Origin of the sequence: Polaromonas naphthalenivorans CJ2, from assembly GCF_000015505.1 — a bacterium.
In the GTDB taxonomy this organism is placed as follows: Bacteria; Pseudomonadota; Gammaproteobacteria; order Burkholderiales; family Burkholderiaceae_C; genus Polaromonas; species Polaromonas naphthalenivorans.
In genome coordinates, this window is the sequence record NC_008781.1 from 464,914 (window position 1) to 491,804 (window position 26,891).

The 26,891-nt window shown below is 62.6% G+C and carries 26 protein-coding genes and 1 pseudogene; 23 read left to right on the plus strand and 4 right to left on the minus strand.

Annotated features, from left to right (window positions below; translation table 11 throughout):
* The 17 genes from PNAP_RS02205 (at position 1) to PNAP_RS02285 (ending at position 18,918) form a co-directional block, all read left to right on the plus strand.
* Positions 1–651, plus strand: coding sequence for a hypothetical protein (locus tag PNAP_RS02205; protein ID WP_011799867.1), 651 nt, complete (start codon positions 1–3; stop codon positions 649–651).
* Between the two features lie 11 nt (positions 652–662).
* Positions 663–1,235: a D-glycero-beta-D-manno-heptose 1,7-bisphosphate 7-phosphatase gene (gmhB, locus tag PNAP_RS02210; RefSeq protein WP_198140667.1), complete on the plus strand. Its 573-nt coding sequence runs from the start codon at positions 663–665 to the stop codon at positions 1,233–1,235.
* A gap of 166 nt (positions 1,236–1,401) precedes the next feature.
* Positions 1,402–2,169, plus strand: coding sequence for a lysophospholipid acyltransferase family protein (locus PNAP_RS02215; protein WP_011799869.1), 768 nt, complete (start codon positions 1,402–1,404; stop codon positions 2,167–2,169).
* A 7-nt stretch (positions 2,170–2,176) separates the two neighbouring features.
* Positions 2,177–3,136, plus strand: coding sequence for a M48 family metallopeptidase (locus tag PNAP_RS02220; RefSeq protein ID WP_011799870.1), 960 nt, complete (start codon positions 2,177–2,179; stop codon positions 3,134–3,136).
* A gap of 116 nt (positions 3,137–3,252) precedes the next feature.
* Positions 3,253–3,693 carry a response regulator gene (locus tag PNAP_RS02225; RefSeq protein WP_011799871.1) on the plus strand — a complete coding sequence of 147 codons (441 nt, stop codon included), beginning with the start codon at positions 3,253–3,255 and terminating at the stop codon, positions 3,691–3,693.
* Positions 3,694–3,760: 67 nt separating this feature from the next.
* Complete coding sequence (locus PNAP_RS24855) at positions 3,761–7,294, plus strand: PAS domain S-box protein (protein WP_011799872.1); 3,534 nt, start codon at positions 3,761–3,763, stop codon at positions 7,292–7,294.
* A gap of 112 nt (positions 7,295–7,406) precedes the next feature.
* The gene (locus tag PNAP_RS02235; protein WP_011799873.1) at positions 7,407–8,048 is read left to right on the plus strand and encodes a response regulator; all 642 of its coding nucleotides are present in this window, start codon (positions 7,407–7,409) and stop codon (positions 8,046–8,048) included.
* 24 nt (positions 8,049–8,072) lie between these two features.
* Positions 8,073–9,632 carry a sensor histidine kinase gene (locus PNAP_RS02240; RefSeq protein WP_011799874.1) on the plus strand — a complete coding sequence of 520 codons (1,560 nt, stop codon included), beginning with the start codon at positions 8,073–8,075 and terminating at the stop codon, positions 9,630–9,632.
* Positions 9,633–9,853: 221 nt separating this feature from the next.
* Positions 9,854–10,249: a MerR family transcriptional regulator gene (locus PNAP_RS02245; RefSeq protein WP_011799875.1), complete on the plus strand. Its 396-nt coding sequence runs from the start codon at positions 9,854–9,856 to the stop codon at positions 10,247–10,249.
* Positions 10,250–10,329: 80 nt separating this feature from the next.
* On the plus strand, positions 10,330–10,773 hold the full coding sequence (locus PNAP_RS02250; RefSeq protein ID WP_011799876.1) for a PaaI family thioesterase: 444 nt from the start codon (positions 10,330–10,332) through the stop codon (positions 10,771–10,773).
* 42 nt (positions 10,774–10,815) lie between these two features.
* The gene (locus tag PNAP_RS02255) at positions 10,816–11,997 is read left to right on the plus strand and encodes an isovaleryl-CoA dehydrogenase (protein WP_011799877.1); all 1,182 of its coding nucleotides are present in this window, start codon (positions 10,816–10,818) and stop codon (positions 11,995–11,997) included.
* 62 nt (positions 11,998–12,059) lie between these two features.
* Positions 12,060–12,710, plus strand: a complete 651-nt coding sequence (can, locus tag PNAP_RS02260) for a carbonate dehydratase (protein ID WP_041376928.1) — start codon at positions 12,060–12,062, stop codon at positions 12,708–12,710.
* 77 nt (positions 12,711–12,787) lie between these two features.
* Positions 12,788–14,659 (plus strand): bifunctional isocitrate dehydrogenase kinase/phosphatase, encoded by a 1,872-nt coding sequence (gene aceK, locus PNAP_RS02265; protein WP_011799879.1) that lies wholly within the window; start codon positions 12,788–12,790, stop codon positions 14,657–14,659.
* 74 nt (positions 14,660–14,733) lie between these two features.
* Complete coding sequence (locus PNAP_RS02270) at positions 14,734–15,915, plus strand: acetyl-CoA C-acyltransferase (RefSeq protein ID WP_011799880.1); 1,182 nt, start codon at positions 14,734–14,736, stop codon at positions 15,913–15,915.
* Between the two features lie 45 nt (positions 15,916–15,960).
* Positions 15,961–17,091, plus strand: coding sequence for an acyl-CoA dehydrogenase family protein (locus PNAP_RS02275; RefSeq protein WP_011799881.1), 1,131 nt, complete (start codon positions 15,961–15,963; stop codon positions 17,089–17,091).
* Positions 17,092–17,125: 34 nt separating this feature from the next.
* Positions 17,126–17,542: a rhodanese-like domain-containing protein gene (locus tag PNAP_RS02280; protein ID WP_011799882.1), complete on the plus strand. Its 417-nt coding sequence runs from the start codon at positions 17,126–17,128 to the stop codon at positions 17,540–17,542.
* Between the two features lie 215 nt (positions 17,543–17,757).
* Positions 17,758–18,918 (plus strand): aminotransferase class V-fold PLP-dependent enzyme, encoded by a 1,161-nt coding sequence (locus PNAP_RS02285; protein ID WP_011799883.1) that lies wholly within the window; start codon positions 17,758–17,760, stop codon positions 18,916–18,918.
* A 21-nt stretch (positions 18,919–18,939) separates the two neighbouring features.
* Here PNAP_RS02285 and PNAP_RS02290 read toward each other — a convergent pair whose 3' ends face one another.
* On the minus strand, positions 18,940–19,911 hold the full coding sequence (locus PNAP_RS02290; RefSeq protein WP_011799884.1) for a TRADD-N-associated membrane domain-containing protein: 972 nt from the start codon (positions 19,909–19,911) through the stop codon (positions 18,940–18,942).
* A 231-nt stretch (positions 19,912–20,142) separates the two neighbouring features.
* Here PNAP_RS02290 and PNAP_RS02295 point away from each other — a divergent pair.
* A pseudogene (locus PNAP_RS02295) lies at positions 20,143–20,400 on the plus strand (alanine--glyoxylate aminotransferase family protein); the annotation flags it as partial.
* Between the two features lie 18 nt (positions 20,401–20,418).
* Here the strand turns inward: PNAP_RS02295 and PNAP_RS02300 are convergent.
* A complete protein-coding gene (locus PNAP_RS02300) occupies positions 20,419–21,033 on the minus strand; it encodes a DUF1326 domain-containing protein (protein WP_011799886.1) in 615 nt (204 codons plus the stop codon).
* Between the two features lie 81 nt (positions 21,034–21,114).
* Between PNAP_RS02300 and PNAP_RS24860 the strand changes: the two genes are divergently transcribed.
* From PNAP_RS24860 to PNAP_RS02315, 4 genes are all read left to right on the plus strand, one after another.
* A complete protein-coding gene (locus PNAP_RS24860) occupies positions 21,115–21,306 on the plus strand; it encodes a hypothetical protein (RefSeq protein ID WP_029527510.1) in 192 nt (63 codons plus the stop codon).
* The gene (locus PNAP_RS02305) at positions 21,287–22,081 is read left to right on the plus strand and encodes a DUF2182 domain-containing protein (protein ID WP_011799887.1); all 795 of its coding nucleotides are present in this window, start codon (positions 21,287–21,289) and stop codon (positions 22,079–22,081) included. The genes PNAP_RS24860 and PNAP_RS02305 overlap by 20 nt, the downstream gene beginning before the upstream one ends.
* Positions 22,082–22,180: 99 nt before the next feature.
* On the plus strand, positions 22,181–22,591 hold the full coding sequence (locus tag PNAP_RS02310; RefSeq protein WP_011799888.1) for a YchJ family protein: 411 nt from the start codon (positions 22,181–22,183) through the stop codon (positions 22,589–22,591).
* Positions 22,592–22,653: 62 nt separating this feature from the next.
* On the plus strand, positions 22,654–23,313 hold the full coding sequence (locus PNAP_RS02315) for an HAD family hydrolase (protein WP_011799889.1): 660 nt from the start codon (positions 22,654–22,656) through the stop codon (positions 23,311–23,313).
* A 188-nt stretch (positions 23,314–23,501) separates the two neighbouring features.
* Here PNAP_RS02315 and PNAP_RS02320 read toward each other — a convergent pair whose 3' ends face one another.
* Together PNAP_RS02320 and PNAP_RS02325 are read right to left on the minus strand one after the other, a co-directional pair.
* The gene (locus PNAP_RS02320; protein ID WP_011799890.1) at positions 23,502–23,948 is read right to left on the minus strand and encodes an ion channel; all 447 of its coding nucleotides are present in this window, start codon (positions 23,946–23,948) and stop codon (positions 23,502–23,504) included.
* An 18-nt stretch (positions 23,949–23,966) separates the two neighbouring features.
* Positions 23,967–25,028: an AraC family transcriptional regulator gene (locus PNAP_RS02325; RefSeq protein ID WP_011799891.1), complete on the minus strand. Its 1,062-nt coding sequence runs from the start codon at positions 25,026–25,028 to the stop codon at positions 23,967–23,969.
* Positions 25,029–25,138: 110 nt separating this feature from the next.
* Between PNAP_RS02325 and PNAP_RS02330 the strand changes: the two genes are divergently transcribed.
* Positions 25,139–26,878 carry an AMP-binding protein gene (locus tag PNAP_RS02330; RefSeq protein WP_011799892.1) on the plus strand — a complete coding sequence of 580 codons (1,740 nt, stop codon included), beginning with the start codon at positions 25,139–25,141 and terminating at the stop codon, positions 26,876–26,878.
* The last annotated feature ends 13 nt before the right edge of the window (positions 26,879–26,891 follow it).

Below are 26,891 nucleotides of genomic sequence, written 5' to 3' on the forward strand. Positions count from 1 at the left end.
ATGACGCGCCCGGACACCGGACTTTCCCCTGCAGCGGCGGCGCCTTCCGGCTGGACCTCGCAGCGCACCGCCTGGCTGCTGTTCGGCCCGCCCGCCTTCATGGTCGCGGTGCGCTGGCTGCTGCAACTGGCCGACGACCGCCAGAACGCGACGCCGGCCCTTTCGCTGGCGCCGGTTTCGACCACGACCGGCATCCTCGACCTGCTCTGGCCGGTGGCGGTGGTGCTGGCCGTGCTGGTCGCCGTGGGGCTGGTGATTCGCCGACTGGGCTGGCGCCGTGTCATGCCGGTGATCGGCGGCGCATGGCTGCTGCTCTGGCTGGCCGGCAGCGGCGCGATGCTGGAGCGGCACCTGAACCGGCAGGGGCTTTTCTTGCAGGGCATGAACGCATCGGCCACCGCACCCGTGACGCCCGTGAGCGCCCGCGTGGTCACCAGCCAGTTCAAGCCGCCCAGCCTGCGCAGCCTGGGTGGCACTGAGTTGGTGCTGCAGGTCGCAGGCCTTGAAATTCCGCAGCGCCTGCTGATCGACGATGCCAGGGCTGCGCCCCTCAAGCCCGGCGACACCTTGGCGCTGCAACTCGCCCCCGGCCGTTTCAGCGGCCTGTTCGTCACCGGCTGGCAGGCGTCGCCAGCCACCGATTCCCATTGATGGGCCTCACCATGAAACTAGTCATCCTCGACCGCGACGGCACGATCAACAGCGACAGCGACGACTTCGTCAAGACGCCCGAGGAGTGGCTGCCGCTGCCCGGTGCGCTCGAAGCGATTGCGCGGCTCAACCATGCCGGCTGGCATGTGGTGATTGCCTCCAACCAGTCGGGACTGGGGCGCGGTCTGTTCGACGTGGTCTCGCTCAATGCCATGCATGCCAAGATGAACAAGCTGCTGGCGCTGCAGGGCGGACGGATCGACGCGGTGTTTTACTGCCCGCACACCGCCGATGAACACTGCCACTGCCGCAAGCCCAAGCCCGGGCTGCTTGAGCAGATCGGCACGCGTTTTGGCGTGCCGCTCAAGGGTGTTCCCATGGTAGGCGACTCGCTGCGCGATGTCGTCGCGGGCGCGGCCGCCGGGTGCGAGCCGCACCTGGTGCTGACCGGCAAATCGCAAAAATACCGGGGCATGGCGCCGCCCGAAGGCTTGCCCGATGGAACGCTGGTGCACCAGGATCTGGCGGCATTTGCCGACTTCGTCCTGGCGCGCGCGGCCCAGTCTGAAGCCGCCAGCCGCTGATGCTATAAAAATAATAGCTGCTTGCGCCCATACCATATGCGCAAAAGGCCTGAAACGTCATATATTCAGGCTTAGGCGCACCGCCTTGGCGCCTGAATCCCGAAAAATAACCCCATCAACCCCATCAACCCCATCAACCCCATCAACCCCGCCGGAACCCTTTGCCATGCCCTTGATTCGCTCCGTCCTGCACATGCTGTGGCTGATCCTTACCGTGATTCCGTGGGCGCTGTTCGTGGTCATCGCCTCGCTGTTTGTCAACAGCACCACCATGTACTGGATGTGCGCCCGCTGGCTCAAGCTGGCGGTGGACAGCGGCACCCTGATCCTGGGCATCAAGAACCGGGTGACCGGCCTGGAAAACCTGCCCAGCGGCGAAAAAAGCGCCGCCGTCCTGCTGGTCAAGCACCAGTCCACCTGGGAGACGCTGACCATGCCGGCGATCATGCCGCACCCGCTGGCTTATGTGTTCAAGAAGGAACTGCTCTACATTCCATTTTTTGGCTGGGCAATGGCACGCATGGACATGATTCACATCGACCGCAGCCAGCGCGCACAGGCCTTCAACAAGGTCGTCGCGCAGGGCAAGCGCCTGATGGCGCAAGGCACCTGGGTGATCATGTTTCCCGAGGGGACGCGCATCAACCGGGGGCAAAAAGGCGTCTATAAATCGGGCGGCACCCGGCTGGCCATCGAAACCGGCGCGCCCGTGATCCCGATTGCCGTGACCTCGGCCCGGTGCTGGCCGCGCAAGGCCTTCATCAAGAAGCCGGGCATTGTCGATATCTCCATCGGCAAGCCGATTCCCAGCGCGGGCCGCAAGCCCGACGAGCTGATGCGCGAAGTCGAAGCCTGGATCGAGGCCGAAATGCGCCGGCTTGACCCCGAAGCCTATGCCGGCCGTGACGCCACGCCCGCCAGGGTTCGCTCCTGAGGAGATGATGATGCGCCAGGCACGGCAACCGGCGGCGATGGCGCGCAGGCTTGTCCAGCTGACGCTTGATCTTTTCGCACCTGACCGTGCCGCGCCCGCCGGCAACCTTGCCAGCGCTGCCCAGGCTTCGGATTCAATACAAAATATGCCTTCTGCGCAGGCGGAGCAAGCGCAGACAGCTATCGAAACAGTAGCGAGTCCCGTGCTGCCACCGTTGCCCGCCTTTCGCCACCCGCGCGCCACGCGCGAAATCGTGCTCGATGGCCGGCTGGTGGCCTATGAGGTCAAACGCCGCAAGCGCCGGACCATCGGCTTTTCCGTCGGCAGCGAGGGGCTGGCCGTGAGTGCGCCGAAATGGGTGCCGCTGTATGAAATCGACCAGGCCGTGCAAGGCAAGTCGCGCTGGATTCTGAAGAAACTGCATGAGACGCGCGAGCGGCACCGCCAGCTTGAATCGGCACGGATTGACTGGCAGGAGGGCGCCACCTTTCCTTTCCTGGGCGAGCCCGTGCGGGTGGTTCTGGATTCCCGCCAGCTTCATACCGCCCTGGAAGCCGGGTCCGCAAGCGCCGAAGCCGCGCGAATCCTGCGCATCAAGCTGCCGCCCGATGCCGCCCCGGGCCAGATTCAACTCGCTGTGCAGGCCTGGCTGCAGCAGCAGGCCCGGCAGCTTTTTACCGCCCGGCTTGATTTTTTCGCGGCGCAACTCGGCGTGGAGTGGCGCAAGCTCAGCCTTTCCAGCGCCGCCACGCGCTGGGGCAGCGCCAGCACCAGCGGCGCCATCCGGCTCAACTGGCGACTGGTGCATTTCAGTCCGGCCGTGGTGGACTATGTGGTGGTTCACGAACTCAGCCACCTTCGCTTCATGGACCACGGTCCGCATTTCTGGGCCACCGTGCATGGCGTCATGCCCAACCATGCCGCATTGCGGCGCCAGCTCAAGGATGAAGTCATCCCGCGCTGGTAATTCAAAACGGTGAATGGTGATATTTTTGTAAGAAACAGAAAGTTTCGAGACATCAATCAAATTCTGCGAATAGTTGAAAGTGACTACAATTTGTGGCTAACTTTGGAAAAATACGCATGTCGGATAAGCTGATACTTGTTGTTGAAGACAACCCGGACCATCTGGAGCTGACAGTATTAACACTGGAGGAGTTGGGCTTGAACGCCGAGATCGCCGTGGCCCGCGATGGTGCCGCGGCACTTGACTACCTGTTTGGCCAGGGCCAGCACGCCGGCCGTGATGTCCGTCGGCAACCGGCCTTTGTCCTGCTCGACATGAAGCTGCCCAAGCTCTCCGGGCTTGACGTCTTGCGCAGCGTTCGCAGCAATCCCCTGACGGCGCTGGTGCCGGTGATCATGCTGACTTCTTCCAGTGAACATTCGGACATGGTCGCCTGCTACCAGAGCGGGGCCAACAGCTTTGTTCGCAAGCCCGTCGATTTTGTCGATTTCACCGAAAAACTCAACCGTTTGCAGGCGTACTGGCTGGGTGTGAATGAGTCGCTGGCGGCGGTTTGACGGTTTGCCATAGCTTTATTGGCCAAAACCCGTGGGGCGAAGTGCTGCGCCTGCAAGCCTCCCCACCATGAAATTGCAGACCCTGCGCAAGCGCCTTGTCTGGCTGTTGATGGCCGCCATGACACCGTTGTTTGGCCTGGCCATTCTCAACGCCCAGTTGAACGCAGATGCGGCCGTCAGCCGGGCCACTGACAACCTGAAGTTCGCGGTCTCGCTGGCCGCCTCGAACCAGCAGCGGATGACCGAGACGGTGCATCAGCTGTTGACCGCCATCAGCCAGGTTCCCGAGATCCAGCAGGGCCAGCCGGCGTCCTGCAACCGTTACCTTGGTGAGATCAAGCGGCGCTTGCCCGACTACATGAACCTCGGTGTTGTCGGCATGGATGGCTATGCGCGCTGCCACGCACTCGCGGAAGGTTCCCAGGGCGCTGCGCGGGCGTTTTTTGGTGATCGCCTGTATTTTCGTGAAGCCGTCGCCCGGCGCAATTTTTTTGCCGGCGAGTACATCGTGGGACGCATTACGGGAAAACCTTCCGTGACGTTTGCCTTGCCGGTGCTCGACGTGCAAGGCCGTGTTTCCTTCGTGGCCTATGCCGCGCTCGACCTGTCCAGCATGGCCAGGTCAATCGCCGCCATCGAGTTGCCAGCCGGGGCCAAGCTGGGAATCCATGACCGATATGGCACCTTGCTGGCCGGGACCGGCGGCATTCCCATCGCCATTGGACAAAAGGCCGCCAGCCCGGTTCTGCAGGAAGCGGTCAGAACGCTGGAAACCGGGGTGCGCGAGGGCCTGGATGCTCGGGGCCAGCATCAGCTCTGGGCCTTCATGCCCAGCAGTTCCCAAGCCGACACCGCCTTTTTCGTGGCGGTCGGCATGGACCGCAGCACGATTCTGGAGCCCAGCCGGCGCCAGATGTGGCTGGAACTGGCTGCGCTGGCGCTGGTGGCTTTCTTGGGCGGATGGATGGCCTGGGTACTGGGCAGCCGTGCCATTGTGAAGCCCTCCGCTGACATTCTTGAGGCCACCCGGCAACTCCAGCAGGGCCGGCTTGATGTACGCATCCCGACTCAATCGGTGCATGCCAGCCAGGAGCTGATGCAGATCGCCGTCGGCTTCAACCGCATGGCCGAGTCCGTGCAGGCGCATCAGGCGGCACTTGAGTCTGAACTGGCCAGCAGCCAGGCTGCCCGGGAGAGGCTGAAGGACGCGCAAAGCCTTGCGCGCATCGGCTACTGGCAGATTGATCTTGCAACCCAGCAGATTTCCTGGTCTGACGAGGTTTACGAGTTGTTCGACATCGACCGTACCCAGCTTGACGGCACTTACCAGAGCTTTCTCAACTGGATTCATCCGTCTGACCGTGAGGCTTTCACGGTGGTCCGCGATGCTGCGGTTCGGGCCGGAACCGCGCTGGATTGCGAGTTCCGCGTCATCGCGCCAGGGGGGCGGATTTGCTGGATTCATCAGTTTGGCCGGGTTCATTTCAACCCCGATGGGCGTGCATCAACGCAGCGCACCGGGGTGATTCAGGACATCACGCAGCGCAAGCTTGCCGAACAGGCGCTCATCGACAGTGAGCAGCGCTATGCGGAACTGCTGGAAATGGTGCCCCTTCCGATGTGGGTGTACGACAGCGCCACGACACGCTTCCTGGCGGTGAACCAGGCGGCGGTCCAGGCCTATGGCTATTCGGCTGCGGAATTCCTGTCGATGACGATTTTTGACATTCGGCCCGAGGCTGAACATGCGTACCTGCGCCAGTGGCTGGACAATCCGTTACGAAAAAAGGCCTTGTGGCACGATCTGCGCAAGGATGCCTCCCTGTTTTCGGTCGAGACCGTGTCGCAGCCGATTCAGTATGTCGGCCGGGCGGCGCGCCTTGTCATCGCCATGGACAAAACGGCCCAGGACAAGGCCGAAAAGGAAACCCAGGACTACCTGTTCACATTGCAGCGCGCGGCAGACGCAGCCCAGGCCATCACCTGGCACCAGACGCTGGAAGGCACGATGCAGGAGATTGCCGACCAGGCGCGCGGCGTGATTGGCACGCACCAGGCGGTGGTGAGCCTGAGCGTGGACGGCAATCCCTTGCAAATGACGCATGCGCTGTCACTGTCTGAAAAATATGAACCCTACCGCAGCCTGATAAAACCGGCTGACGGCAGCGACATCCAGGCCGTGGTGAGCGAGAGCAACCGTTTGATGCGCATGACCCAGGCCGAGCTTGAGGCACATCCTCGCTGGCCTGGCTTTGGCGGCCATGGGGGCAAACATCCGCCTATGCGTGGCTGGCTGGCGGTGCCCCTGATTGGAAAAAATGGAAAAAACATCGGCCTGCTCCAGCTGTCCGACAAGTACGAGGGCGAGTTCACCAAGCAGGATGAATATGTGGCGCTGGAACTGAGCCACCTGGCCTCCGCCGGCCTGGAAAACTCAAGACTCCTGGAAGAAATCAGCCAGCTGAATGCCGGCCTGGAGCAAAAAGTGGCCGAGCGTACCGTTGCGCTGGCGCGTCAGGAAGCCCTGTTCCGGGCATTGGCCGAGCAGGCGCCGCAGCTGGTGTGGACCGCCAGCCCCGACGGGGAGGCCACCTATTTCAACCGCGCATGGTTCGACCTCATGGGCGGAAAACTTGAGGACTGGACCGGCTTGCAGTGGCTTGCGGTCATTCATCCTGACGATGTGTCCGACATCCAGGCCAGCTGGAAAATCGCCAGGGCCAGCCAGTCCTCTTACGCAGGCGTGCGGCGCCTGCTGGCCGAAGATGGCAGTTGCCACACCATGGCCTACCGAGGCTCGCCGGTGCTTGACGAGCAGGGCAAGGTCGCCTTCTGGGTAGGCATTGATGCCGACATCACGGAGATCAAGGCCATCGAGGCGGCCTTGCGCCTGTCCAACCAGGAACTCGAAGCTTTTTCTTATTCCGTCTCGCATGACCTTCGCTCGCCGCTCAACACCATTGACGGCTTCAGCCGCTTGCTGGCCAAGCAACTGGCGCAGCAACTGGAGGGGGAGGCGGACGCGAAGGTCACGCACTACCTGGCGCGCATCCAGGCGGGCGTGGCCCAGATGGGGCAATTGATCGAGGATTTGCTGTCCCTGTCGCAGGTCACGCGCGCCAGCTTGCATACCGAACGGGTCGATCTGTCGTTCATGGCCCGCAGCCTTCTGGATGAATGGCAAACCCGCCAGCCCGAGCGCCAGGTCACGGTGACCGTGGAAAGCGGCTTGCAGGCGCAGGGTGACAGGCCGCTTGTCAGGATAGTGATGGAAAACCTGCTGGCCAACGCCTGGAAATTCACCTCGCAAACAGCACAGGCCAACATCAGCGTGGGTCAAACATTCGATGCGGCCGGGTTGCCGGTATTTTTTGTCAGGGATAACGGCGCGGGCTTTGACATGGCTTATTCAGACAAGCTGTTTGACCCTTTCCAGCGCTTGCATGCGGCTTCCGAGTTTTCAGGAACCGGCATCGGGCTGGCAACCGTCAGCCGCGTCATCAAGCGGCATGGCGGGCGCATATGGGCTGAGTCAGCGCCTGCCTGTGGCGCCACTTTCTTTTTTACGCTGCCCCAGGGGGAGGCATATGACGCAAGTTGATGGTTTGCCAGTTTGTGCATTTGGAGTGGGAATTTTCTTTCTTTTCAGATAAAAATCTGTAAATTGATTAAGATTACATCTGTGACAAATTTAAACTTCTTAAAGTGCCGTGATGCTGCGTGAACCCAAAACCTTCGAGGCGGCCATAACCGCGACCGATTTTTCAAGCGAGGATTACTGCGGCACGAGTTATGCGGCCAAGGTGCTCGGGTTGTCTGTCGCCACGGTCCAGTCGCTGGTTGAAAAAGGTGAAATCGAAGCCTGGAAGACGCTGGGCGGCCACCGGCGGATTTCCCTGCATTCCCTCAATGCCTACCTGACCAAATACAGCCCGCAGCTCTCGCGGGCCGATCTTCATCCCAAGCACCGCTTGCGCGTGCTGGTGGTGGAAGACGACGAGGCCGCGCGGGATTTGTACCGCTGCCATTTTGAAGAGTGGGATCTGCCGGTTGACTGCACCTGGATGTCATCGGCGCTCGATGCGCTGATGGATATCGCCAGCATGCGGCCGGATTTGCTCATTGCCGACTTGTCGATGCCGGGCGTCGATGGCATCGAGATGCTCAGAACCATCAAACGCAACCAGCATCTTGCAGACATGCAGATTGTGGTGATCAGCGGCATGGCGGTCGAGGCCATTGCCGCCCGTGGCGGCCTTCCGCCACAAGCGCGCCTGGTGCAAAAACCGGTCAATTTTGACTGGCTGCAAGGCTACGTCACCGCACTGGTCATGGCCAATGCCAAATGGCGCTGATTGCCTGCCACCAGACTGCCATCCATGAGCCGATTTCTGGACAAGTTCCGGTTGACCCCCGCAGGTAACTTGCCCGACGTGAGCTTGCAGAGCGCCAATTCCAGCCTGCCGGCAGCGCAGCCAGAATGGGGACCCCTGGACCTGACCCTCGATGGCATCGTGCTTCTTGACGACAAAGCCGTCATCCTTGACGCCAATGCTCCGGCGCTTGAGTTCCTGCACACCTCGCTGTCCGCCATCAGCGGCTACAGCTTGTGGGACGTGGTGCCCGAGGAAGTTGCCAAGCAGAATGAAGAGGCCACCGAACTGGCTCTGGATTCTGCGGACCGGCATAGCTTTATTGCCCATGAGAGTTTTGAAAACAGTTGGGTCGAATACACCTTCAGGCGATGCCCGGCAGGTTACGTCGTCAACCTGCGCGAAGCGGGTCCGGCCCAAAAATACCAGCGCCTGCTGGAAGACAGCAAACGCTACAACCAGCTGATTTTTGAAGCCAATCCGAATGTCATGTGGGTCTTTGACCGGACCACGCTTCGAATCTTTGCCGTCAACCAGGCTGCCGTCAAGTTTTACGGCATTGCCCGCAAGATTTTCATGACGCTTGGCATGGAAGCGCTCTTTCCCCAGGGAGAAGGCGCCGAACTGCTGCGCTCCCTGCACACCGGCAAGGAAGAGCAGTCTGAAATGCGGCTGTGCAAACAGAAAAAAATGGACGGCAAGGAAGTGCTGGTTGAGCTGGCCTGGAGCCAGGTCAAGTGGGATGGCCATCAGGCGGTGCTGGTGAGCCTGGCCGACATCAGTGACCGGCACCTCGCTGACGGCGTCCTGAAAAAAACCAATGAGGAATTGCAAAAGACACTCGTCGCCCAGCAGGTCGAACTGAAAAATGTCCGGCATGACCTGCTCACCTTTACCCAGGCCGTCTCCAGTGACTTGCAGGACTCCCTGCATGCGGCCCATGGCTTTGCCGCCAGGCTGGCTGAAAAGTATTCGCTGGCGCTGGACGACCAGGGCCGCCACTATGTCAGGCGCATTCAGGCCAGCATCAGCCAGTTGGCCAAGCTGGTCGATGACCTGCGAACACTCGCCCAGCTGCCGCTGCGCTCCGGAGTTCCTGCAATGGTCAATCTGGCACCGGTCTGCCTTTCATTGATCGCTGATTTGCGCAAGCGCGACCCGGACCGGGATGTGACCATCGAAATGGACAGCAAGCTGATGCTGGTCGGGAACAAGGGGCTTTTGACGACAGCCATGACCTGCCTGCTGGAAAATGCCTGGAAATTCACCTCCAAAAAGACCGAGGCATGGATCAAGGTCGGGCTGCTGCCCGGCAAGGCGCCGGGTGAGCTGGTGTTGCTGGTGGCCGATAATGGCGCCGGATTTGATCCGGTTTACAGCGGCAATCTTTTCACCGCGTTTCAGCGCCTGCACTCTTCAGCCGACTTTCCGGGCAACGGGCTGGGGCTGGCCATCATCAAGCGGGTTGCGCAGGTGCATGGCGGCACGGTATGGGCTGAAAGTCCGGGCCAGGGGGGGGCCAGTTTTTTCATGTCGCTTCCGCAAGGGGAAGCCAGCGCTTCCTGATTCAGGGTTTCCAGCGCGTCAACGCCCGGCCCGGGCGCCACCCACGCATCCCGGCTTCGGGGCCAAGGGCTGTTGCCGAAGCAATGGCCGGATCGCTTTCCGGCAAAAAACAAACCTTTCCCCATTCACGTTATATTTGACGTTTACGTAAACGTAAGACAACATCGGTTCAAGATGCGCACTTGCGTGACTGTTGCTGTTGCTGCTATTTTTTTCTCATCATGGCCACTACCTACACCATCAGCGACCTCGCCAAAGAGTTTGACCTGACCACCCGCGCCATGCGCTTTTACGAGGACATGGGGCTGCTGCAGCCCGAGCGCGAAGGGCCGGGCGGTCGCAACCGCGTGTATTCGGCGCGCGACCGCACGCGGCTCAAGCTCACGCTGCGGGCCAAGCGCCTGGGGCTGTCGCTCACCGAGGCCAAGGAAATCATCGATTCCTATGACAGTCCGCGCGACACGGCTCCGCAGCTGAAGAAATTCCTGGCCATTTTGGCCGACCACCGCAAGAAGCTCGAAGACCAGCTGGTGGACTTGCAGGCCAATCTGGATGAAATTCGCACCCACGAAAAAGAAGCCCGGGTGCTGCTGCTCAAAGCTGAGAAATTAAAATAGGCCATAATTGACGTTTACGTAAACGTCAAGCAAAATGCCAGCCTGCAAGACGCCATCAACCTCTTCTTCACGGGCTTTTTATGAATGCAGCCACCGCGCCGTCAGAGCTGTTCCAGCGCATCGAAGCGAGCTTTTTGCGCCAGGGGCTGATGCGGCATCTGGGGGCGCGGCTGGTGCGGGTCGAGCCCGGCCTGTGCGAGGTGGCGCTGCCATATTCAGAGCGCGTCAACCAGCAGCAGGGCGGCTTTCATGGCGGCGCCATGGGCGCGCTGGCTGACATTGCCGGCGGTTATGCGGCACTGACCCAGGTGGCGCCTGACACCGAAGTCACCACGGTCGAGTACAAGATCAATTTCCTGGCCGGCTTCAAGGACGGCGAGTTGCGCGCCGTGGGCCGCGTCACCCGGGCCGGCAAGCGCATCATCGTGACCACGGCCGAGGTCACGCACCTGGATGCCAGCGGCAAGGAAAGCGCCTGCGCGCTGATGCAGCAAACCATCGCGCCCGTGACCAAAACCTACTGATTCCCGCGCGACCTTCATCATTTTTTAAGAGAGACATCAATCATGAACAACATGCCCGGACTCAACTTTCAACTCGGCGAAGACATCGACGCCCTGCGCGACGCGGTGCGCGACTTTGCCCAGGCCGAAATCGCGCCGCGCGCCACCGAGATTGACAAGAGCGACCAGTTCCCGATGGACCTGTGGGAAAAGATGGGCGCGCTGGGCGTGCTCGGCATCACGGTGGGCGAGGAATACGGCGGCGCCGGCATGGGCTACCTGGCGCACATGATCGCGATGGAAGAAATCAGCCGCGCCAGCGCCTCGGTCGGCCTGTCGTATGGCGCGCACTCCAACCTGTGCGTCAACCAGATCAAGCGCAACGGCAGCGAGGCGCAGCGCCAGAAATACCTGCCCAAGCTGATTTCCGGCGAGCATGTTGGCGCGCTGGCCATGAGCGAGCCGGGCGCGGGCAGCGATGTGATCTCGATGAAGCTCAAGGCCGAGGACAAGGGCGGTTATTACCTGCTCAACGGCAGCAAGATGTGGATCACCAACGGCCCCGACGCCGACACGCTGGTGGTCTATGCCAAGACCGAGCCTGAACTGGGCGCGCGCGGCGTGACCGCCTTCCTGATCGAAAAAGGCATGCCCGGGTTTTCCGTCGCGCAAAAGCTCGACAAGCTCGGCATGCGCGGCAGCCACACCGGCGAGCTGGTGTTCCAGAACGTCGAAGTGCCCGAGCAGAACATCCTGGGCAACCTGAACGGCGGCGCGAAGGTTCTCATGAGCGGCCTCGACTACGAGCGCGCCGTGCTGACCGGCGGACCGCTCGGGATCATGCAGTCGGTGATGGACAACGTGCTGCCCTACATCCACGACCGCAAGCAGTTCGGCCAGAGCATCGGCGAGTTCCAGCTGATCCAGGGCAAGGTCGCCGACATGTACACCGTGCTGCAGGCCGGGCGCTCGTTTGCCTACACCGTGGCCAAGAACCTGGACATGCTGGGCACGGACCATGTGCGCCAGGTGCGCAAGGACTGTGCCTCGGTGATTTTGTGGTGCGCCGAAAAAGCCACCTGGATGGCCGGCGAAGGCATCCAGATTTACGGCGGCAACGGCTACATCAATGAATATCCGCTCGGCCGCCTGTGGCGCGATGCCAAGCTCTACGAAATCGGCGCCGGCACCAGCGAAATCCGCCGCATGCTGATTGGCCGCGAACTGTTCGCCGAAACCTGCTGACTTTTTAAGCCTTGCGGGGCGGTGCAGCGCTGTGCTGCTGGCAACTGTTTAAGATGATCTTCATGACTACATCGCTTCAACACTTACTTGACAACAACTGCTGCTGGGCCGCTCGCATGGAGCAGCAGCGCCCTGATTTTTTCAGCCGGCTGGTGGATCAGCAGACGCCCAAATACCTGTGGATAGGCTGCTCGGACAGCCGGGTGCCGGCCAATGAAATCATCGCGCTTGATCCGGGGGAAGTGTTTGTACACCGCAATATTGCAAACGTGGTGGTGCATTCGGACCTCAATGCCCTGTCGGTGATCCAGTACGCCGTGGATCATCTCAAGGTGGAGCACATCATGGTGGTGGGGCATTACGGTTGCGGTGGCGTGCTGGCCGCGCTGCGCGGCACCCGCGTCGGTCTGGCTGACAACTGGCTGCGCCATGTCTATGACGTCAAGCTGCGCCACCGGCAACGCCTGGACCATTTGCCGGTGGCCGAGCAGGAGGATGCGCTGTGCGAGATGAACGTGATCGAGCAGGTGGGCAACGTGGCCATGTCCAATGTGATGCAGGACGCCTGGAGCCGGGGGCAGAAAGTGGAAGTCCACGGCTGGTGCTATGGCCTCAAGGATGGCCTGGTAAAAGACATGGAGGTCAGCATGCGGGGCGCTGATGAAGTGGTGGACGTTTTTCGCCATGCGCTCAAACGCTACCCTCGCGGCTGAGATGCCATTTTGCCGGGCAGACTGCAGCGCCTCAGAGCGGGCAAGCGCCGTCCTCAACTGCCTCCACAAGGGTTTTCATGTTCCCGCAACGCCTTGACTCCACCGTGGCCTACGCCATCGCCAAGGCGATGATCGACGGCTTCAACCGCCACTACCGGCTGTTCCGCACCGAATCGGCGCGCGCCAAGCACCGCTTCGAGACCGCCGACTGGCACGGCCAGCAGCGCGCCCAGCGCGAGCGCATCGAGTTCTACGACCTGCGCGTGCGCGAAGCCTCGATCCGGCTGGAGCGCGAGTTCAAGGCGGGCGAGCAGCCGATGGATGTCTGGCACCAGGTCAAGCTGCATTACATCGGCCTGCTGGTCAACCACCACCAGCCCGAACTGGCCGAGACCTTTTTCAACTCGGTCACCACCAAAATCCTGCACCGCAGCTATTTCCAGAACGATTTCATCTTTGTGCGGCCCGCCGTCAGCACCGAGTACATCGAAAACCAGGAACCGACCGCGCAGCCGACCTACCGGGCCTACTACCCGACGCAGGGCAACATGCACGAGACGCTCGTCAAGCTGGTCGAAGACTTTGGCCTGTGCCGCGAGTTTGAAGACCTGCGGCGCGATGCCGGCTACGTTGCCGAGGCCATGGCCGCGCGCCTGGGCGACGTGAAGCTGCGCGCCAATTTCCAGATCCAGGTGCTGTCCGGGCTGTTCTTTCGCAACAAGGGTGCCTACGTCGTCGGCAAGATCATCAACGGCTTTGGCGAAATTCCCTTTGCCCTGCCGATTTTGCACCGCCAGCCGGCGCCGGGGCAGGTGCTGCCCGCCGACGGTAAGGGCATCTCCAGCCAGTCGGATGCCGGCAAGCTGGTGATTGACGCGGCCCTGTTCGGCGAGGACGACCTGCTGATCCTGTTCAGCTTTGCGCGCGCCTATTTCATGGTCGATATGGGCATTCCGTCGGCGTTCGTGCAGTTTTTGCGCAGCATGATGCCGCGCATGCCGCGCGCCGAGATCTACAACGCGCTGGGCCTGGCCAAGCAGGGCAAGACGCTGTTCTACCGCGACTTTCTGCACCACCTGCGCCACTCGACCGACAAATTCCGCATCGCGCCCGGCATCAAGGGCATGGTCATGCTGGTGTTCGATTTACCCTCGTTCCCGTATGTGTTCAAGGTCATCAAGGACTACTACCCGCCGCAAAAAGACACCACGCGCGAGCAGATCAAGGGCAAGTATTTGCTGGTCAAGCAGCACGACCGCGTGGGCCGCATGGCCGACACGCAGGAGTACAGCGAGGTCGCCTTTCCGCGCGAGCGCTTCAGCGACGAGCTGATCGCCGAGATCGAGAAGTTCGCCCCCAGCCAGCTGGAGATCAGCGACCGCGACGGCGACGGCCAGATGGAAGTCATCATCAAGCATGTGTACATCGAGCGGCGCATGATTCCGCTGAACATCTACCTGCAGGAGGCGTTCGACTTCGGCGTGGCCGAGCCCGCCGCCAGGGACCAGATCGAGCGCGCCGTGGTCGAGTACGGCAACGCCATCAAGGACATGGTCGCGGCGAATATCTTTCCGGGCGACATGCTGTGGAAAAACTTCGGCATCACGCGCCACGGCAAGGTCGTGTTCTACGACTACGACGAGATCGAATACATCACCGACTGCAAGTTCCGCAAGGTGCCCACGCCGCGCAACGAGGAAGACGAAATGAGCGGCGAAGTCTGGTATTCGGTCGGACCCAAGGACGTGTTCCCCGAGACCTTCGGCCCATTTTTGCTCGGCAACGATGCGGTGCGCGAAGTCTTCATGAAGCACCATGCCGACCTGCTCGATGCCGCCTTCTGGCAGCGCCACCAGGCGCGCATCCAGGCCGGCCATGTGTACGACGTGTTTCCGTATGACCAGCAAAAGCGCTTCGCGGTCATGCACGGCCCGGCGCGCGCCGGTTGAAGTCGTGCCATCCATTTCCTCTTTTCCTCTTTTCCTCTTTTCCTCTATTTTCAACCTCATTCAAGGAGAAAAACATGTCTGAATCCATCGTCATCCTCGGCGCCGCCCGCACCCCCATGGGCGCTTTCCAGGGCGATTTCGCCAGCCTGTCGGCCAACGACCTGGGCGGTGCCGCCATCCGGGCCGCCGTCGAGCGCTCGGGCGTTTCCCCCGCGCAGGTCGATGAAGTGCTGTTCGGCAACTGCCTGATGGCCGGCCAGGGCCAGGCGCCCGCGCGCCAGGCCGGCTTCAAGGGCGGCCTGCCCGCCAGCACCGGCGCGGTCACGCTGTCCAAGATGTGCGGCTCCGGCATGGAAGCCACCATGCTGGCGCACGACCAGCTGCTCGCGGGCAGCCGCGACGTGGTGGTCGCCGGCGGCATGGAAAGCATGACCAACGCGCCGTATCTGCTGCCCAAGGCGCGCGCCGGCATGCGCATCGGCCACGACCGCGTGATGGACCACATGATGCTCGACGGCCTGGAAGACGCCTACGAGGCCGGCCGCTCCATGGGCACTTTCGGCGAAGACTGCGCCGCCAAATACGGCTTCACCCGCGAGGCGCAGGACGCCTTTGCCACCGCCAGCGTGCAGCGCGCCAAGGCCGCTTCCGAATCCGGCGCGTTCAAGGATGAAATCACCCCCGTGACCGTCAAGGGCCGCGCCGGCGACACTGTGATTTCCATCGACGAAGGCCCGGGCAAGGTCAAGCTCGAAAAAATTCCGGCGCTCAGGCCCGCCTTCAAGAAAGACGGCACCATCACCGCCGCCTCCAGCTCGTCCATCAACGACGGCGCCGCCGCGCTGGTGCTGGCCCGCGCATCGACCGCCACAGAACTGGGCCTCACGCCGCTGGCCCGCATCGTCGGCCACGCCACCTTTGCCCAGGCGCCCGAATGGTTCTCGACCGCTCCGGTCGGCGCCGTCAACAAGCTCTTGAAAAAAATCGGCTGGGAGGTCAAGGACGTGGACCTGTGGGAAATCAACGAAGCCTTTGCCGTCGTGCCGATGGCGGCGATGGCCGACCTGGGGCTGAGCCACGACATCGTCAACGTCAACGGCGGCGCCTGCGCGCTGGGCCACCCGATTGGCTGCAGCGGCGCCCGCATCATCGTCACGCTGATGCATGCGCTGAAGGCGCGCGGCCTCAAAAAAGGCGTTGCCACGCTGTGCATAGGCGGCGGCGAAGGCACGGCGCTGGCTATTGAAGTGCTTTGAAAATGATAGCTGACTACAGAGACACACCAAGCGCAGGAGGCCAATTTGATACTCAATGACGACCAGGAACAGGTGCGCGATGCGGTTCGCGCCTTTGCGCAGGCCGAACTCTGGCCGCATGCCGCGCGCTGGGACAAGGAGCATTACTTTCCGAAAGAAGCGCACAAGGGGCTGGCCGCGCTCGGCGCCTACGGCATCTGCGTGCCCGAGGAATTCGGCGGCGCCAACCTCGACTACGTGACGCTGGCGCTGGTGCTCGAAGAAATCGCCGCTGGCGACGGCGGCACCAGCACCGCCATCAGCGTGACCAACTGTCCGGTCAATGCCATCCTGATGCGCTACGGCAACCCAGCGCAGAAAAAGCAGTGGCTCATGCCGCTGGCGCAGGGCGATCTGTTGGGCGCGTTCTGCCTGACCGAGCCGCACACCGGCAGCGATGCTTCGTCACTGCGAACCACGGCCGTGAAAGACGGCGACGGCTATGTGCTGAGCGGCGTCAAGCAGTTCATCACCAGCGGCCAGAACGGTCAGGTCGCCATCGTCATCGCTGTCACCGACAAGGGCGCCGGCAAGAAGGGCATGAGCGCCTTCATCGTGCCGACCGATGCGCCCGGCTATTCAGCCTCCAGGCTCGAAGACAAGCTGGGCCAGCATTCGAGTGACACCGCGCAGGTCAACTTCGACAACTGCCGCATCCCGGCCGAGAACCTGATCGGCGCCGAAGGCGAAGGCTACAAGATCGCCCTGGGCGGGTTAGAGGGCGGGCGCATCGGCATTGCCGCGCAAAGCGTCGGCATGGCGCGCAGCGCGTTCGAGGTGGCCGTGGCCTATGCCAAGGAGCGCCAGAGTTTTGGCAGCGCGATCTTCAACCACCAGGCGGTCGGTTTCCGGCTGGCCGACTGCGCGACCCAGCTTGAAGCGGCCCGCCAGCTGATCTGGCACGCAGCCAGCCTGCGCGACGCGGGACGGCCCTGCCTGAAGGAAGCGGCGATGGCCAAGCTGTTCGCCAGCGAGATGGCTGAGAAAGTCTGCAGCGCCGCCATCCAGACGCTGGGCGGCTACGGTTATGTGAGCGACTTCCCGGTCGAGCGCATCTACCGCGACGTGCGCGTGTGCCAGATCTACGAAGGCACGAGCGATGTGCAGAAGATCATCATCCAGCGCGCGCTGGCTTGAGGCGTAAGGCAGCCTGCATTCAAGGAGACAAAAAATGCCCATTACCAAAGGTTTCCAGGCGCTCGTCGATGAGGCCATGGAAGAGATCAAGACCTATTCCGTCGAAGACGTGAAGGCCCGGATGGCGGACCCGGCCGTGCAGATTGTCGATATCCGCGACCCGCGCGAGCTGGAGCGTGGCGGCACGGTGGTCGGCGCTTTTCATGCGCCGCGCGGCATGCTGGAGTTCTGGGTCGATCCGGCCTCGCCGTATTTCAAGCCGATTTTTGCCGACGAGAGCCGGGAGTTCATCCTGTTCTGCGGTGCCGGCTGGCGCAGCGCGCTGGCCACCAAGACGCTGCAGGACATGGGAATGCGCAACGTCGCCCACATCGACGGCGGCTATGCCGAATGGGTCAAGCAGGGCGCGCCGACCGAAACGCTGGAAGCGCGCAAGGCCAGGAAGGCCTGAGCGGGCTTTTGCCATGATCCCGATTTGCTCCTTCCCCCAAAGGGGGAAGGAGCAAAACGGGGCCACGGCGTCCCTGCCGATTTTTAGATCAAATCGGCCTCTTGCGCACATCCAGCATGCGCAGGCAGCTATGAATAAGTGAGTGATCCTGAAAAAAAGCGCAGCGTGCTAAGCTGCCAGGACAACTCATTTTTCAACGATTGCGAGACAACACCATGCCCGGACTATTGCCCAACATCGACCCCGACGGCCTGCTTGAATTTTCGGTGGTGTACACCGACCGCGCACTCAACCACATGTCGCGCAGCTTCCAGGGCGTGATGAACGACATCTCAAGCATCCTCAAGGAGGTGTACAAGGCGCATTCCGTGGCGCTGGTGCCCGGCAGCGGCACCTACGGCATGGAAGCCGTGGCGCGCCAGTTCGCCACGGCCAGGCATGTGCTGGTCATCCGCAATGGCTGGTTCAGCTACCGCTGGACGCAGATTTTCGACATGGGGAACATCCCGGCATCGTCCACCGTGCTCAAGGCCCGCCAGTTGGGCGCGGGCGCCCAGGCCCCGTGGGCACCCGCGCCGATTGCCGACGTGCAGGCCGCCATCGCCCGCGAAAAGCCCGCCGTCGTCTTTGCCCCGCATGTCGAAACCGCCTCCGGCATGATCCTGCCAGACGACTATCTGCGCGCCGTGGCCGACGCCGTGCATGAAGCGGGCGGCTTGTTCGTGCTCGACTGCATCGCCTCGGGCGCGATGTGGGTCGATATGCAGGCGACCGGCGTGGACGTGCTGATTTCCGCGCCGCAAAAAGGCTGGAGCAGTTCGCCGTGCTGCGCCATGGTCATGCTCAGCGAGCGCGCCCGGGTCGCCATCGACGGCACCACCAGCACCAGCTTTGCCTGCGACCTGAAGAAGTGGCTGCAGATCATGGAAACCTATGAAAAAGGCGGCCACGCCTACCACGCGACCCTGCCGACCGACGCGCTGACGCGCCTGCGCGCCGCCATGCAGGAAACGCAGGCCTATGGGTTCGCCAAGGTGAAGGCCGAGCAAGTTGCGCTGGGCGAAAAGGTGCGCGCGCTGTTTGAAAGCCGAGGCCTGCCCAGCGTGGCAGCCGTTGGCTTCAAGGCGCCCGGCGTGGTCGTCAGCTACACCACCGACCCCGAGATCCAGTCCGGCCGCAAGTTCCTCGACCAGGGCCTGCAGACCGCTGCCGGCGTGCCGCTGCAGTGCGACGAAGGGGCGGACTTCATGACCTTTCGCGTCGGGCTGTTCGGGCTGGAGAAGTGGCACCAGGTGGAGCGCACTGTGGGGCAACTGGCGGCGGCGCTGGACCGGATCGGCTTGGTGGCGCCCGTGGGCGAGGCGGTCGCTGGCTGAGAGGAGGGGCCTGCATGCGATTCACGGTGTTGCCTTGGCTTCGCTTGCCGGGAGCAAGGAGCGCAGCCCTTTGGCGCCCACAAGGGGCGGCCTCTCGGGCATCTCGTTCCAATCCAGCACTTTCTCGATGATGGCCTTCTTGATCTCATCGGATTTCTCCAGGGTCTGGATGGTCGTAGCCATTCTGAAGCACAGGATGGAGGTATGGCTATGCATCTGACGCTTGTAGTAATAGGTCAGCTGGGCGGTCGTGCTGCGGTAGACCCAGAGAAACAGCGCGGATACAAATTCGATGATGGCCGCTCCGCTCAGTATGAGTATCTGGAAATCCTGCTGCGGTCTTGTCAGGCCCAGCTTCTCCACCGGACCCACATATAGGGCGATGCCGATCAGCAAAAGGATGAACCCGAGCCACATCGCCAGTACGGCGTTAAAGAAACTTTTCCGGGTCTGGTTCAGGCCAATCGCGTAATAGGCGTCCAATTGAGCGCGGCTGTATTTCAGCAGCGGAAGGAGGCCCGCTACATCGGTTAGTTCAAGCCGGCTGATCGCATCCTGCTCGGTTTCGCGAACCACGCGCTGGGCATCCTGAATCGCTGCGTGCTCAATCGACAGTGAGATGTCCGCCAGGAAGCCGGCCAGCGCAATAGCCCCCATGACCGCCCAGAGGGGGATGAAGACGATGGCAATGAAGCCCAAGAATGCCGGAATCCAGTGCCACCATTGTTCATTCGCGAATGCCCATAAGCGCCCGGGCAACTGGAACCAGGCAAGGTAGGCGAGCGGTAACAGAAGCAGGAACACCAGGACGACAACGGCCCACGCGAGGATCACGATTTTTGGACGCTTGAGGAGAAGCTGACGCAGCAATCTCTCCGGGCGCGAGACTGGTTTGGTGGCTTCGGCCGGCGTACCCATCGTGTGTTCAGGTCGCTGTCCTGGCGCGGGCGGTTCTTGCTCCGCTTCCTTGGCAAAGACGGTCTCATCCTTCATGGTCATTTCCTCCCAGGCCAGGAGCGTGATTGCGGCCAGCACGTCGCCGGGGTAAATCCGGCAGCACCAGCGTCAAAAAATATCCGCGAACGCACGCTAAATGTGCGCTCCCCGATGACCGATGCGTTGAGAAACATCAACTGATTCGTACATGGCTGGAGTCTGCAAAAATCAGAGCCAAGAACACTATCTTGATGCGCCGGAGCGGCGCGGGACTGGCCGGTGGCAATGTTCAAGGCGCCCGGCGTAGTGGTCAGCTACACCACAGACCCCGAAATTCAGTCCAGCCGCAAGTTTCTGGACCAGGGCCTGCAGACCGCCGCCGGCGTGCCGCTGCAATGCGACGAAGGGGCGGACTTCATGACTTTCCGCGTCGGGCTGTTCGGGCTGGAGAAGTGGCACCAGGTGGAGCGCACGGTGGGGCAGCTGGCGGCGGCGCTGGACCGGATCGGCCTGGTGGCGCCCGTGGGCGAGGCGGTCGCTGGCTGACTGAAGACGGGTCTGCGCTCAACCCGCCCAGGCGAAGGGCGCAAAGTGGCCGTTGCGCGTGCCGGTTGCGTCCTCCCAGTCGATGCCGAAAGCGTGAAAGCGGCTGCGCTTTGCCTTGGCGAGAGACAGCCGGCTATTGACGGGATGCGCGGTGTTGTCGATGCCGATGGCCTGTTCGGGATCGGTGACGCTCGGGAGCCCTTCGCAAGCCTGGTCCACCAACTCGCCTGCGCTCATGGCGTAATTCAGCCCGTCGACCTCGAACCGGATGGGCCGCCGCTCGACGCCTGCATTCGTGCTGACGAGTGGTGCCAGTGCTGCCATCGGGCCGCCAGCCGAGCCGCTGGCGATGGCGCTGATGGCCTCAAGCTGTTGATCCGAAGCGGTGTTATCGACGATCAGCCCGACTGTCATGTTGCCTTCGCCCATGGGGCCTGGCGAATGCAAGATCAAAACGAACGACAGCCCATCAAGGGCAATGCCGTCCTTCGCGCCTTTGTCGATGTGCATGGTGACCGCAGCCTTGCAGTCGCCTTCGGTCGGCCGTGCCGTGAGGTTGGAGGTAATGCAAGGGCAAAGAAATGCGCAATTGCAGGTCTCCATGTATTGACCGGTGATTTGCCAGCTAGACATGGCGATACTCCTTTGCAAAAAAGTTTCGGTTCGCATATCCACGTGCAGTGAGCAGATTCGTTGCCACCGCGACTGCACCCAATGCAGTTTATTCCGATGTTTGAGCCTTCGCAATGCTGCCTCTTTGCCCTGTTTGCTGCGTGCGCGCATTGGCAGGTGGCGCAGATCGAAATGGAAGTCACCCCGCTTGACTGGCTGCACAAACACGCGCATCGTTCAAGGACGTTCGTGAACTGGCGAAGGATATTGATTGATGCGACAGCAAAAGCCTGATTCGGCGAATAAGACGCCACAAGGCCTGCTCACCCTCGCTACGCGGCAGCCAAAGCTGGCGACCGGGATTCTTGCCATCAGCGTGATCGGCTGGTTGTTTTTGGCCTGGATCGCGGTCGATATGAGCCAGCCGTTTGCGCAGTTGACGATGCCGGACTCCTCACAATGGGGTGCTGCGAGCGTGCTTGCGATCTGGACCATGTGGGCACTCATGATGGCCGCGATGATGTTGCCGTCGGCACTGCCAATGATCCTGACCTTCGTCGATCTGGGGGTGCGTACCGCAGAGCCGGCGCGAGGACGCAGCTTCGTTGCCGCCTACCTGTTCGTCTGGTTTGCCTTCAGCGCCGGAGCCACCGCCGCACAGTGGGTACTGCAAGCCATGGGCTGGGTCAATCCGATGATCGTCAGTTCCTCGGCGTTGCTGACTGCGCTGTTGCTGCTCATCGCCGGTGCCTATCAGTTTTCGCGCCTCAAACAGGTATGCCTTTCGCGTTGCCGCACACCGATGGGTTTCTTGCTCGGGGAGTGGCGCGCTGGCGTGTACGGCGCCTTCGTGATGGGGGTACGGCATGGCCTGTTCTGCGTAGGCTGCTGCTGGGCGCTGATGGCCCTGCTTTTCGTGGGTGGCGTCATGAACCTCGCCTGGGTCGCAGCGCTGTCGATTACCGTTGCGATTGAAAAATTGGCGCCGAGAGGAGAACGACTGGCGTCAGCCCTTGGGCTTGGGCTGATTGCAGCGGGTCTTGCCAAATTGCTGGTTCTCGTGAGCTAAGTTGCCCGGCCTGAAGTCTGTAAGAATCAGAACAATGAACGATATCTTGATGCGCCTGAATGGCGCGGGACTGGCCTCTGGCAATGAGTCCCTGAACCCATGACAACCCCTTGCCCCTGCGGCCGCACCTCAGCGAATTCGGCTAAGCCCGCCAAAACCCAGCCCCTGCCTTTTTTTGCCTGCTGCGGCCCGTACCTGAACGAAAGCGTGCCCGCACCCGACGCCCATGCCCTCATGCGCTCGCGCTACAGCGCCTTCGTGTTGCAGCGGGCCGATTATTTGCTCGCCACCTGGCATGCTTCCACGCGCCCGGCCGCGCTGGACTTTGCGCCCGGCGCGAAATGGCTGGGGCTGGACGTGCGTTCGCACCGCGTGCTGGACGCCGACCATGCCGAAGTCGAGTTCGTCGCCCGCTGCCGCGAAGCGGGCCGCGCCACGCGCCTGCACGAGCGCAGCCGCTTCGTGCGCGAGTCGGAGCGCTGGTTTTACGTCGATGGCGACCAGTTTTAGAACAAAAAATGCCTTTTGCGCACGTCCAGCATGCGCAGGCAGCTATTAAAAAGAGAGTAAAAATGAAATTCGAAGCAATCCTGTTTGACTGCGACGGCGTGCTGGTGGACAGCGAACCGATCACCAACGGCGTGCTGCGCGACATGCTCGAAGAAGGCGGCTGGTCGCTCACGCCTGCCGAGTGCATGCGGGTGTTCGTCGGCAAGGCGGTGCGCGACGAGCGCCTGCTGATCGAAGCCAAAACCGGCCAGCCACTGACCGAGGACTGGATGGCCGAGTTCTACGCGCGGCGCAACCGCGAGCTGCAGGCGCGTCTGACGGCCATCGCGGGCGCGCACGAGGCCGTGGCGGCGGCGCACGCCCATGTGGCCGAGCGCATCGCCTGCGCGTCGGGCGCTGACCGCTTCAAGGTCGAAATGCAGCTGGCGCAGGTCGGGCTGATGGATTATTTTGCGGGCCGCATCTTCAGCGGCCACGAGATGCCGCGCTCCAAGCCCGCGCCCGATGTGTACCTGGCCGCTGCCGCGCACCTGGGCGCGGCGGGTGCGCGCTGCCTGGTGATCGAGGACACGACGACCGGCGTGACGGCTGGCATCGCCGCCGGGGCCACGGTCTGGGCGTATTGCCCGCAGCCTGAACAGGGCGCGGTCTTGAGGCAGGCCGGCGCGAGCCAGCTGTTTGCGCATATGGCCGAGTTGCCGGGGCTTTTGGCCGCCGTTTGAGCGGGACTGAAAACGAAAGTTACGCACAGTGCCTGTTTCGCAGGCAAGCTGTTGAAACCCGCACCAATGAAGGGCTCCAAGGGTTTTCCCTGAAGTGGTGCACAAACTTATCCACAGAATATGTGTATTAATCGGTAACATGGCTTTGTGACGCCCGTATTGCAGCAAAGCAGGACCAAGCGGGTGCGTCAGGACTCGCCATCCCCGCTGCCGCTGCCCCAGAAACGCTCCATCGCGATATAGGCATAAGAGGCCGACCAGCCGATCAGCAGCAGGCCGTTCAGCGCCTCGACGCCGGCCAGCAGCCGGATCGGGCCGTTCGGGATCAGGTCGCCGAAGCCGAGCGATGAATAGGTTTCGGCTGAAAAGTAAAGGCAGTTCTGCAGTGACGAGTCGCCCGCGCCCGTCAGGCCGCCGACGCCGCCGACGTACTGCACCAGGCCGAACAGCGCAAAACCGTACAGGGCGATTTCCAGCGCATGGGCCATGAAGGCCGCGAAAATCACCACCAGCAGCTTGGCCCGGCTGGGCATGGCGAGCGCAGGCAGCCGCAGGTTGAGGCTGCTCAGCACCTCGTAATGCATCAGCGTCGTCAGCGCGATCAGCAGTAAGCAGGAAAAAATGACAAGGACCATGGCGCTTCCCGGGCAGGATCAAGCGCTGGAGTCTAGCCCTTGCCCGCCGCGCCTGAATTCCGCCGGCGACTGGCCGGTCCAGGTCTTGAAGGCCCGCATGAAGCTTTTTTCGTTCTGGAAACCGGCGGCCTCGGCGACCTGCTTGATGGGGCGGCGGGTGCGCAGTAGCAGCTCCAGCGCCCGCGCGCGCCGCACCTCATCCTTCAGCGCCTGCAGCGACGCGCCTTCTTCCTTCAGCTGGCGGTGCAGCGTGCGCGGCGAGACATGGACCAGCGCGGCCAGGGCTTGGGCGCTGTGGGTTTGCGCCGGATTCGCGGCCAGCGCCTGGCGCACGCGCTGCACCAGCAGCCGGTCGCGCCGGTAGGGCAGCACCGTCAGCGGCAGCGCGCGCTCCAGCATCTGCTGCAGCGCGCGCTCGTCGCGCCGCAGCGGCAGCGCCAGGTATCTGGCGTCAAAGCGCAGGCCGGCCGGCGCGGTGTCGAATGCGGTCGGGCCAGAAAACAGCACGGCGTAAACATCCCGGTGCGGCGGCGCGGCAAACGGAAACTGCGCGCCCAGCAGCGGAATGCGCGAATCAATCAGCCAGCAGGCTACGCCCAGGATGTTGCGCAGCACCGAGACCAGGCAAAACTCGCGCAGGGCGCCCAAATCGCGCTGCTCGGTGATCGCCAGCAGGGCGGTGTCGCCGGATACCGAAAGCGTCAAGGCGATGTCGTCGGCGATCAGCCCGTGGTGGCGGCACCAGCGCTTGAGCGCCACGCCCAGGCTGGGCGCGCTCAGCGAGGCGCGCGCCAGCATGCCGTAGCTGCCCCAGGGCAGGCGCCGGCTGAACCAGCCCAGCGCCTCGTCGTCGAGTTCCTGCATGGCCGTGCCGCAGAGGCGCTCCATCTGCCAGGCGGTGATGCAGGTCGATGCATCGTGCAGCGATGACGGCGCGATTTGTGCCTGCGCCAGCGCGGCGGCCGGGCTCAGGCCGCGGCGCTCGTAGGCCAGCGCAATCGCCTGCACAAAGGCCATCGGCGTGATGGCGGGCTCAAGCGCCGGACGCGGGCTGGCGGGCGTGGCGCAAAGTTCTGGCATGTGTTGAAGTGTGCCCGCCAGTGGCACGATTTGCAACCATCCTGGCTATTCCCCATGGCGCACCGGGGGGTGAATCGGCCATACTGTGGCAGCCGCAAGGAGACAACACCATGAGCGAAGAACATTCCGTGCCCCGTCCGGAAACAGCCCTGCTGACGCGCAGCTTTGCGCGCGGCGCCACCGACGTGCCGCTGATCGAGCAGCCCATAGGCGCATTTTTTGACGCCATCGCGGTGCACCAGCCGAACCATGAAGCGCTGGTCAGCGTTCACCAGCGCCGCCGCTACACCTACCTTGAACTCCAGCGCGAGACCAATCGCCTGGCCAGCGCGCTGCTCAGCCTGGGCCTGCAGCCCGGCGAGCGCGTCGGCATCTGGTCGCACAACAACGCCGAATGGGTCTTGATGCAGCTGGCCACGGCCAAGGCCGGGCTGATCCTGGTCAACATCAACCCGGCCTACCGCACCGCCGAAGTCGAGTACGCGCTGAACAAGGTCGATTGCAAGGCGCTGGTCACCATGGCGCGCTTCAAGACCAGCGACTACCTCGGCATGCTGCGCGAACTGGCGCCCGAGTGGGAACACGGCCAGCCCGGCCAGCTTGAATCCGCCAAGCTGCCGCACCTGCGCAGCGTGGTCTGGATCGACGAAGCCGGGCAGGGCGATGAGCAGCCCGGATTGACACGCTTCTCAAGCCTGCTGGCCAGCGGCAACCCCGACGACGCCCGGCTGGCCGCTTTGGCCTTCACGCTCCAGGCGACCGACCCGATCAACATCCAGTTCACCAGCGGCACCACCGGCTTCCCCAAGGGCGCGACGCTGACGCACCGCAACATCCTGAACAACGGCTTTTTCATCGGCGAGGCGATGAAGCTCACGCCGGCCGACCGCCTGTGCATTCCGGTGCCGCTGTACCACTGCTTCGGCATGGTGCTGGGCAACCTGGCTTGTTTGACGCACGGCGCGACCATCGTCTATCCGAACGACGGCTTTGACGCTTTAAGCGTGCTGCAGACCGTGCAGGACGAGCGCTGCACCGGCCTGCACGGCGTGCCGACGATGTTCATCGCCGAACTCGACCATCCGCGCTTTGCCGAGTTCGATTTGTCCACCTTGCGCACCGGCATCATGGCCGGCTCGCCGTGCCCGACCGAGGTGATGAAGCGCGTGGTGAACAGCATGAACCTGGGCCAGATCACGATTGCCTACGGCATGACCGAAACCAGCCCGGTCAGCTGCCAAAGCTCGATTGACACGCCTTTGGCCAAGCGCGTCTCGACCGTCGGCCTGGTGCAGCCGCACCTCGAAATCAAGATCATCGACCCCGAGAGCGGCGAGATCGTTCTGCCCGGCGTGTCGGGCGAATTCTGCACGCGCGGCTATTCGGTCATGCACGGCTACTGGGACGACCCGGCGCGCACGGCGGAATCGATTGACGCCGACGGCTGGATGCACACCGGCGACCTGGCGACCATGGACTTTGAGGGCTACGTCAACATCGTCGGCCGCATCAAGGACATGGTGATTCGCGGCGGCGAGAACATCTACCCGCGCGAGATCGAGGAGTTCCTCTACCGCCATCCCAAGGTGCAGGATGTGCAGGTCGTCGGCCTGCCCGACAAGCGCTACGGCGAGGAACTGTGCGCCTGGATCGTCACGCGCCCCGGCGAAACCTTGAGCGAAGACGAGATTCGCGCCTTCTGCAAGGGCCAGATCGCGCACTACAAGGTGCCGCGCTACATCCGCTTCGTGCCGGGCTTCCCGATGACGGTGACCGGCAAGATCCAGAAGTTCAGGATTCGCGACGAAATGAAAACCCAGCTCGGGCTGGAAGAAGACAAAACCGCCTGAAAGAACCCGCATA

Coding starts and splice junctions, on each gene's coding strand:
- PNAP_RS02205 (WP_011799867.1), top strand. CDS start 1: ATGACGCGCCCGGACACCGGACTTTCCCCTGCAGCGGCGGCGCCTTCC.
- gmhB (WP_198140667.1), top strand. CDS start 663: ATGAAACTAGTCATCCTCGACCGCGACGGCACGATCAACAGCGACAGC.
- PNAP_RS02215 (WP_011799869.1), top strand. CDS start 1,402: ATGCCCTTGATTCGCTCCGTCCTGCACATGCTGTGGCTGATCCTTACC.
- PNAP_RS02220 (WP_011799870.1), top strand. CDS start 2,177: ATGATGCGCCAGGCACGGCAACCGGCGGCGATGGCGCGCAGGCTTGTC.
- PNAP_RS02225 (WP_011799871.1), top strand. CDS start 3,253: ATGTCGGATAAGCTGATACTTGTTGTTGAAGACAACCCGGACCATCTG.
- PNAP_RS24855 (WP_011799872.1), top strand. CDS start 3,761: ATGAAATTGCAGACCCTGCGCAAGCGCCTTGTCTGGCTGTTGATGGCC.
- PNAP_RS02235 (WP_011799873.1), top strand. CDS start 7,407: ATGCTGCGTGAACCCAAAACCTTCGAGGCGGCCATAACCGCGACCGAT.
- PNAP_RS02240 (WP_011799874.1), top strand. CDS start 8,073: ATGAGCCGATTTCTGGACAAGTTCCGGTTGACCCCCGCAGGTAACTTG.
- PNAP_RS02245 (WP_011799875.1), top strand. CDS start 9,854: ATGGCCACTACCTACACCATCAGCGACCTCGCCAAAGAGTTTGACCTG.
- PNAP_RS02250 (WP_011799876.1), top strand. CDS start 10,330: ATGAATGCAGCCACCGCGCCGTCAGAGCTGTTCCAGCGCATCGAAGCG.
- PNAP_RS02255 (WP_011799877.1), top strand. CDS start 10,816: ATGAACAACATGCCCGGACTCAACTTTCAACTCGGCGAAGACATCGAC.
- can (WP_041376928.1), top strand. CDS start 12,060: ATGACTACATCGCTTCAACACTTACTTGACAACAACTGCTGCTGGGCC.
- aceK (WP_011799879.1), top strand. CDS start 12,788: ATGTTCCCGCAACGCCTTGACTCCACCGTGGCCTACGCCATCGCCAAG.
- PNAP_RS02270 (WP_011799880.1), top strand. CDS start 14,734: ATGTCTGAATCCATCGTCATCCTCGGCGCCGCCCGCACCCCCATGGGC.
- PNAP_RS02280 (WP_011799882.1), top strand. CDS start 17,126: ATGCCCATTACCAAAGGTTTCCAGGCGCTCGTCGATGAGGCCATGGAA.
- PNAP_RS02285 (WP_011799883.1), top strand. CDS start 17,758: ATGCCCGGACTATTGCCCAACATCGACCCCGACGGCCTGCTTGAATTT.
- PNAP_RS02290 (WP_011799884.1), bottom strand. CDS start 19,911: ATGAAGGATGAGACCGTCTTTGCCAAGGAAGCGGAGCAAGAACCGCCC.
- PNAP_RS02300 (WP_011799886.1), bottom strand. CDS start 21,033: ATGTCTAGCTGGCAAATCACCGGTCAATACATGGAGACCTGCAATTGC.
- PNAP_RS24860 (WP_029527510.1), top strand. CDS start 21,115: ATGCAGTTTATTCCGATGTTTGAGCCTTCGCAATGCTGCCTCTTTGCC.
- PNAP_RS02305 (WP_011799887.1), top strand. CDS start 21,287: ATGCGACAGCAAAAGCCTGATTCGGCGAATAAGACGCCACAAGGCCTG.
- PNAP_RS02310 (WP_011799888.1), top strand. CDS start 22,181: ATGACAACCCCTTGCCCCTGCGGCCGCACCTCAGCGAATTCGGCTAAG.
- PNAP_RS02315 (WP_011799889.1), top strand. CDS start 22,654: ATGAAATTCGAAGCAATCCTGTTTGACTGCGACGGCGTGCTGGTGGAC.
- PNAP_RS02320 (WP_011799890.1), bottom strand. CDS start 23,948: ATGGTCCTTGTCATTTTTTCCTGCTTACTGCTGATCGCGCTGACGACG.
- PNAP_RS02325 (WP_011799891.1), bottom strand. CDS start 25,028: ATGCCAGAACTTTGCGCCACGCCCGCCAGCCCGCGTCCGGCGCTTGAG.
- PNAP_RS02330 (WP_011799892.1), top strand. CDS start 25,139: ATGAGCGAAGAACATTCCGTGCCCCGTCCGGAAACAGCCCTGCTGACG.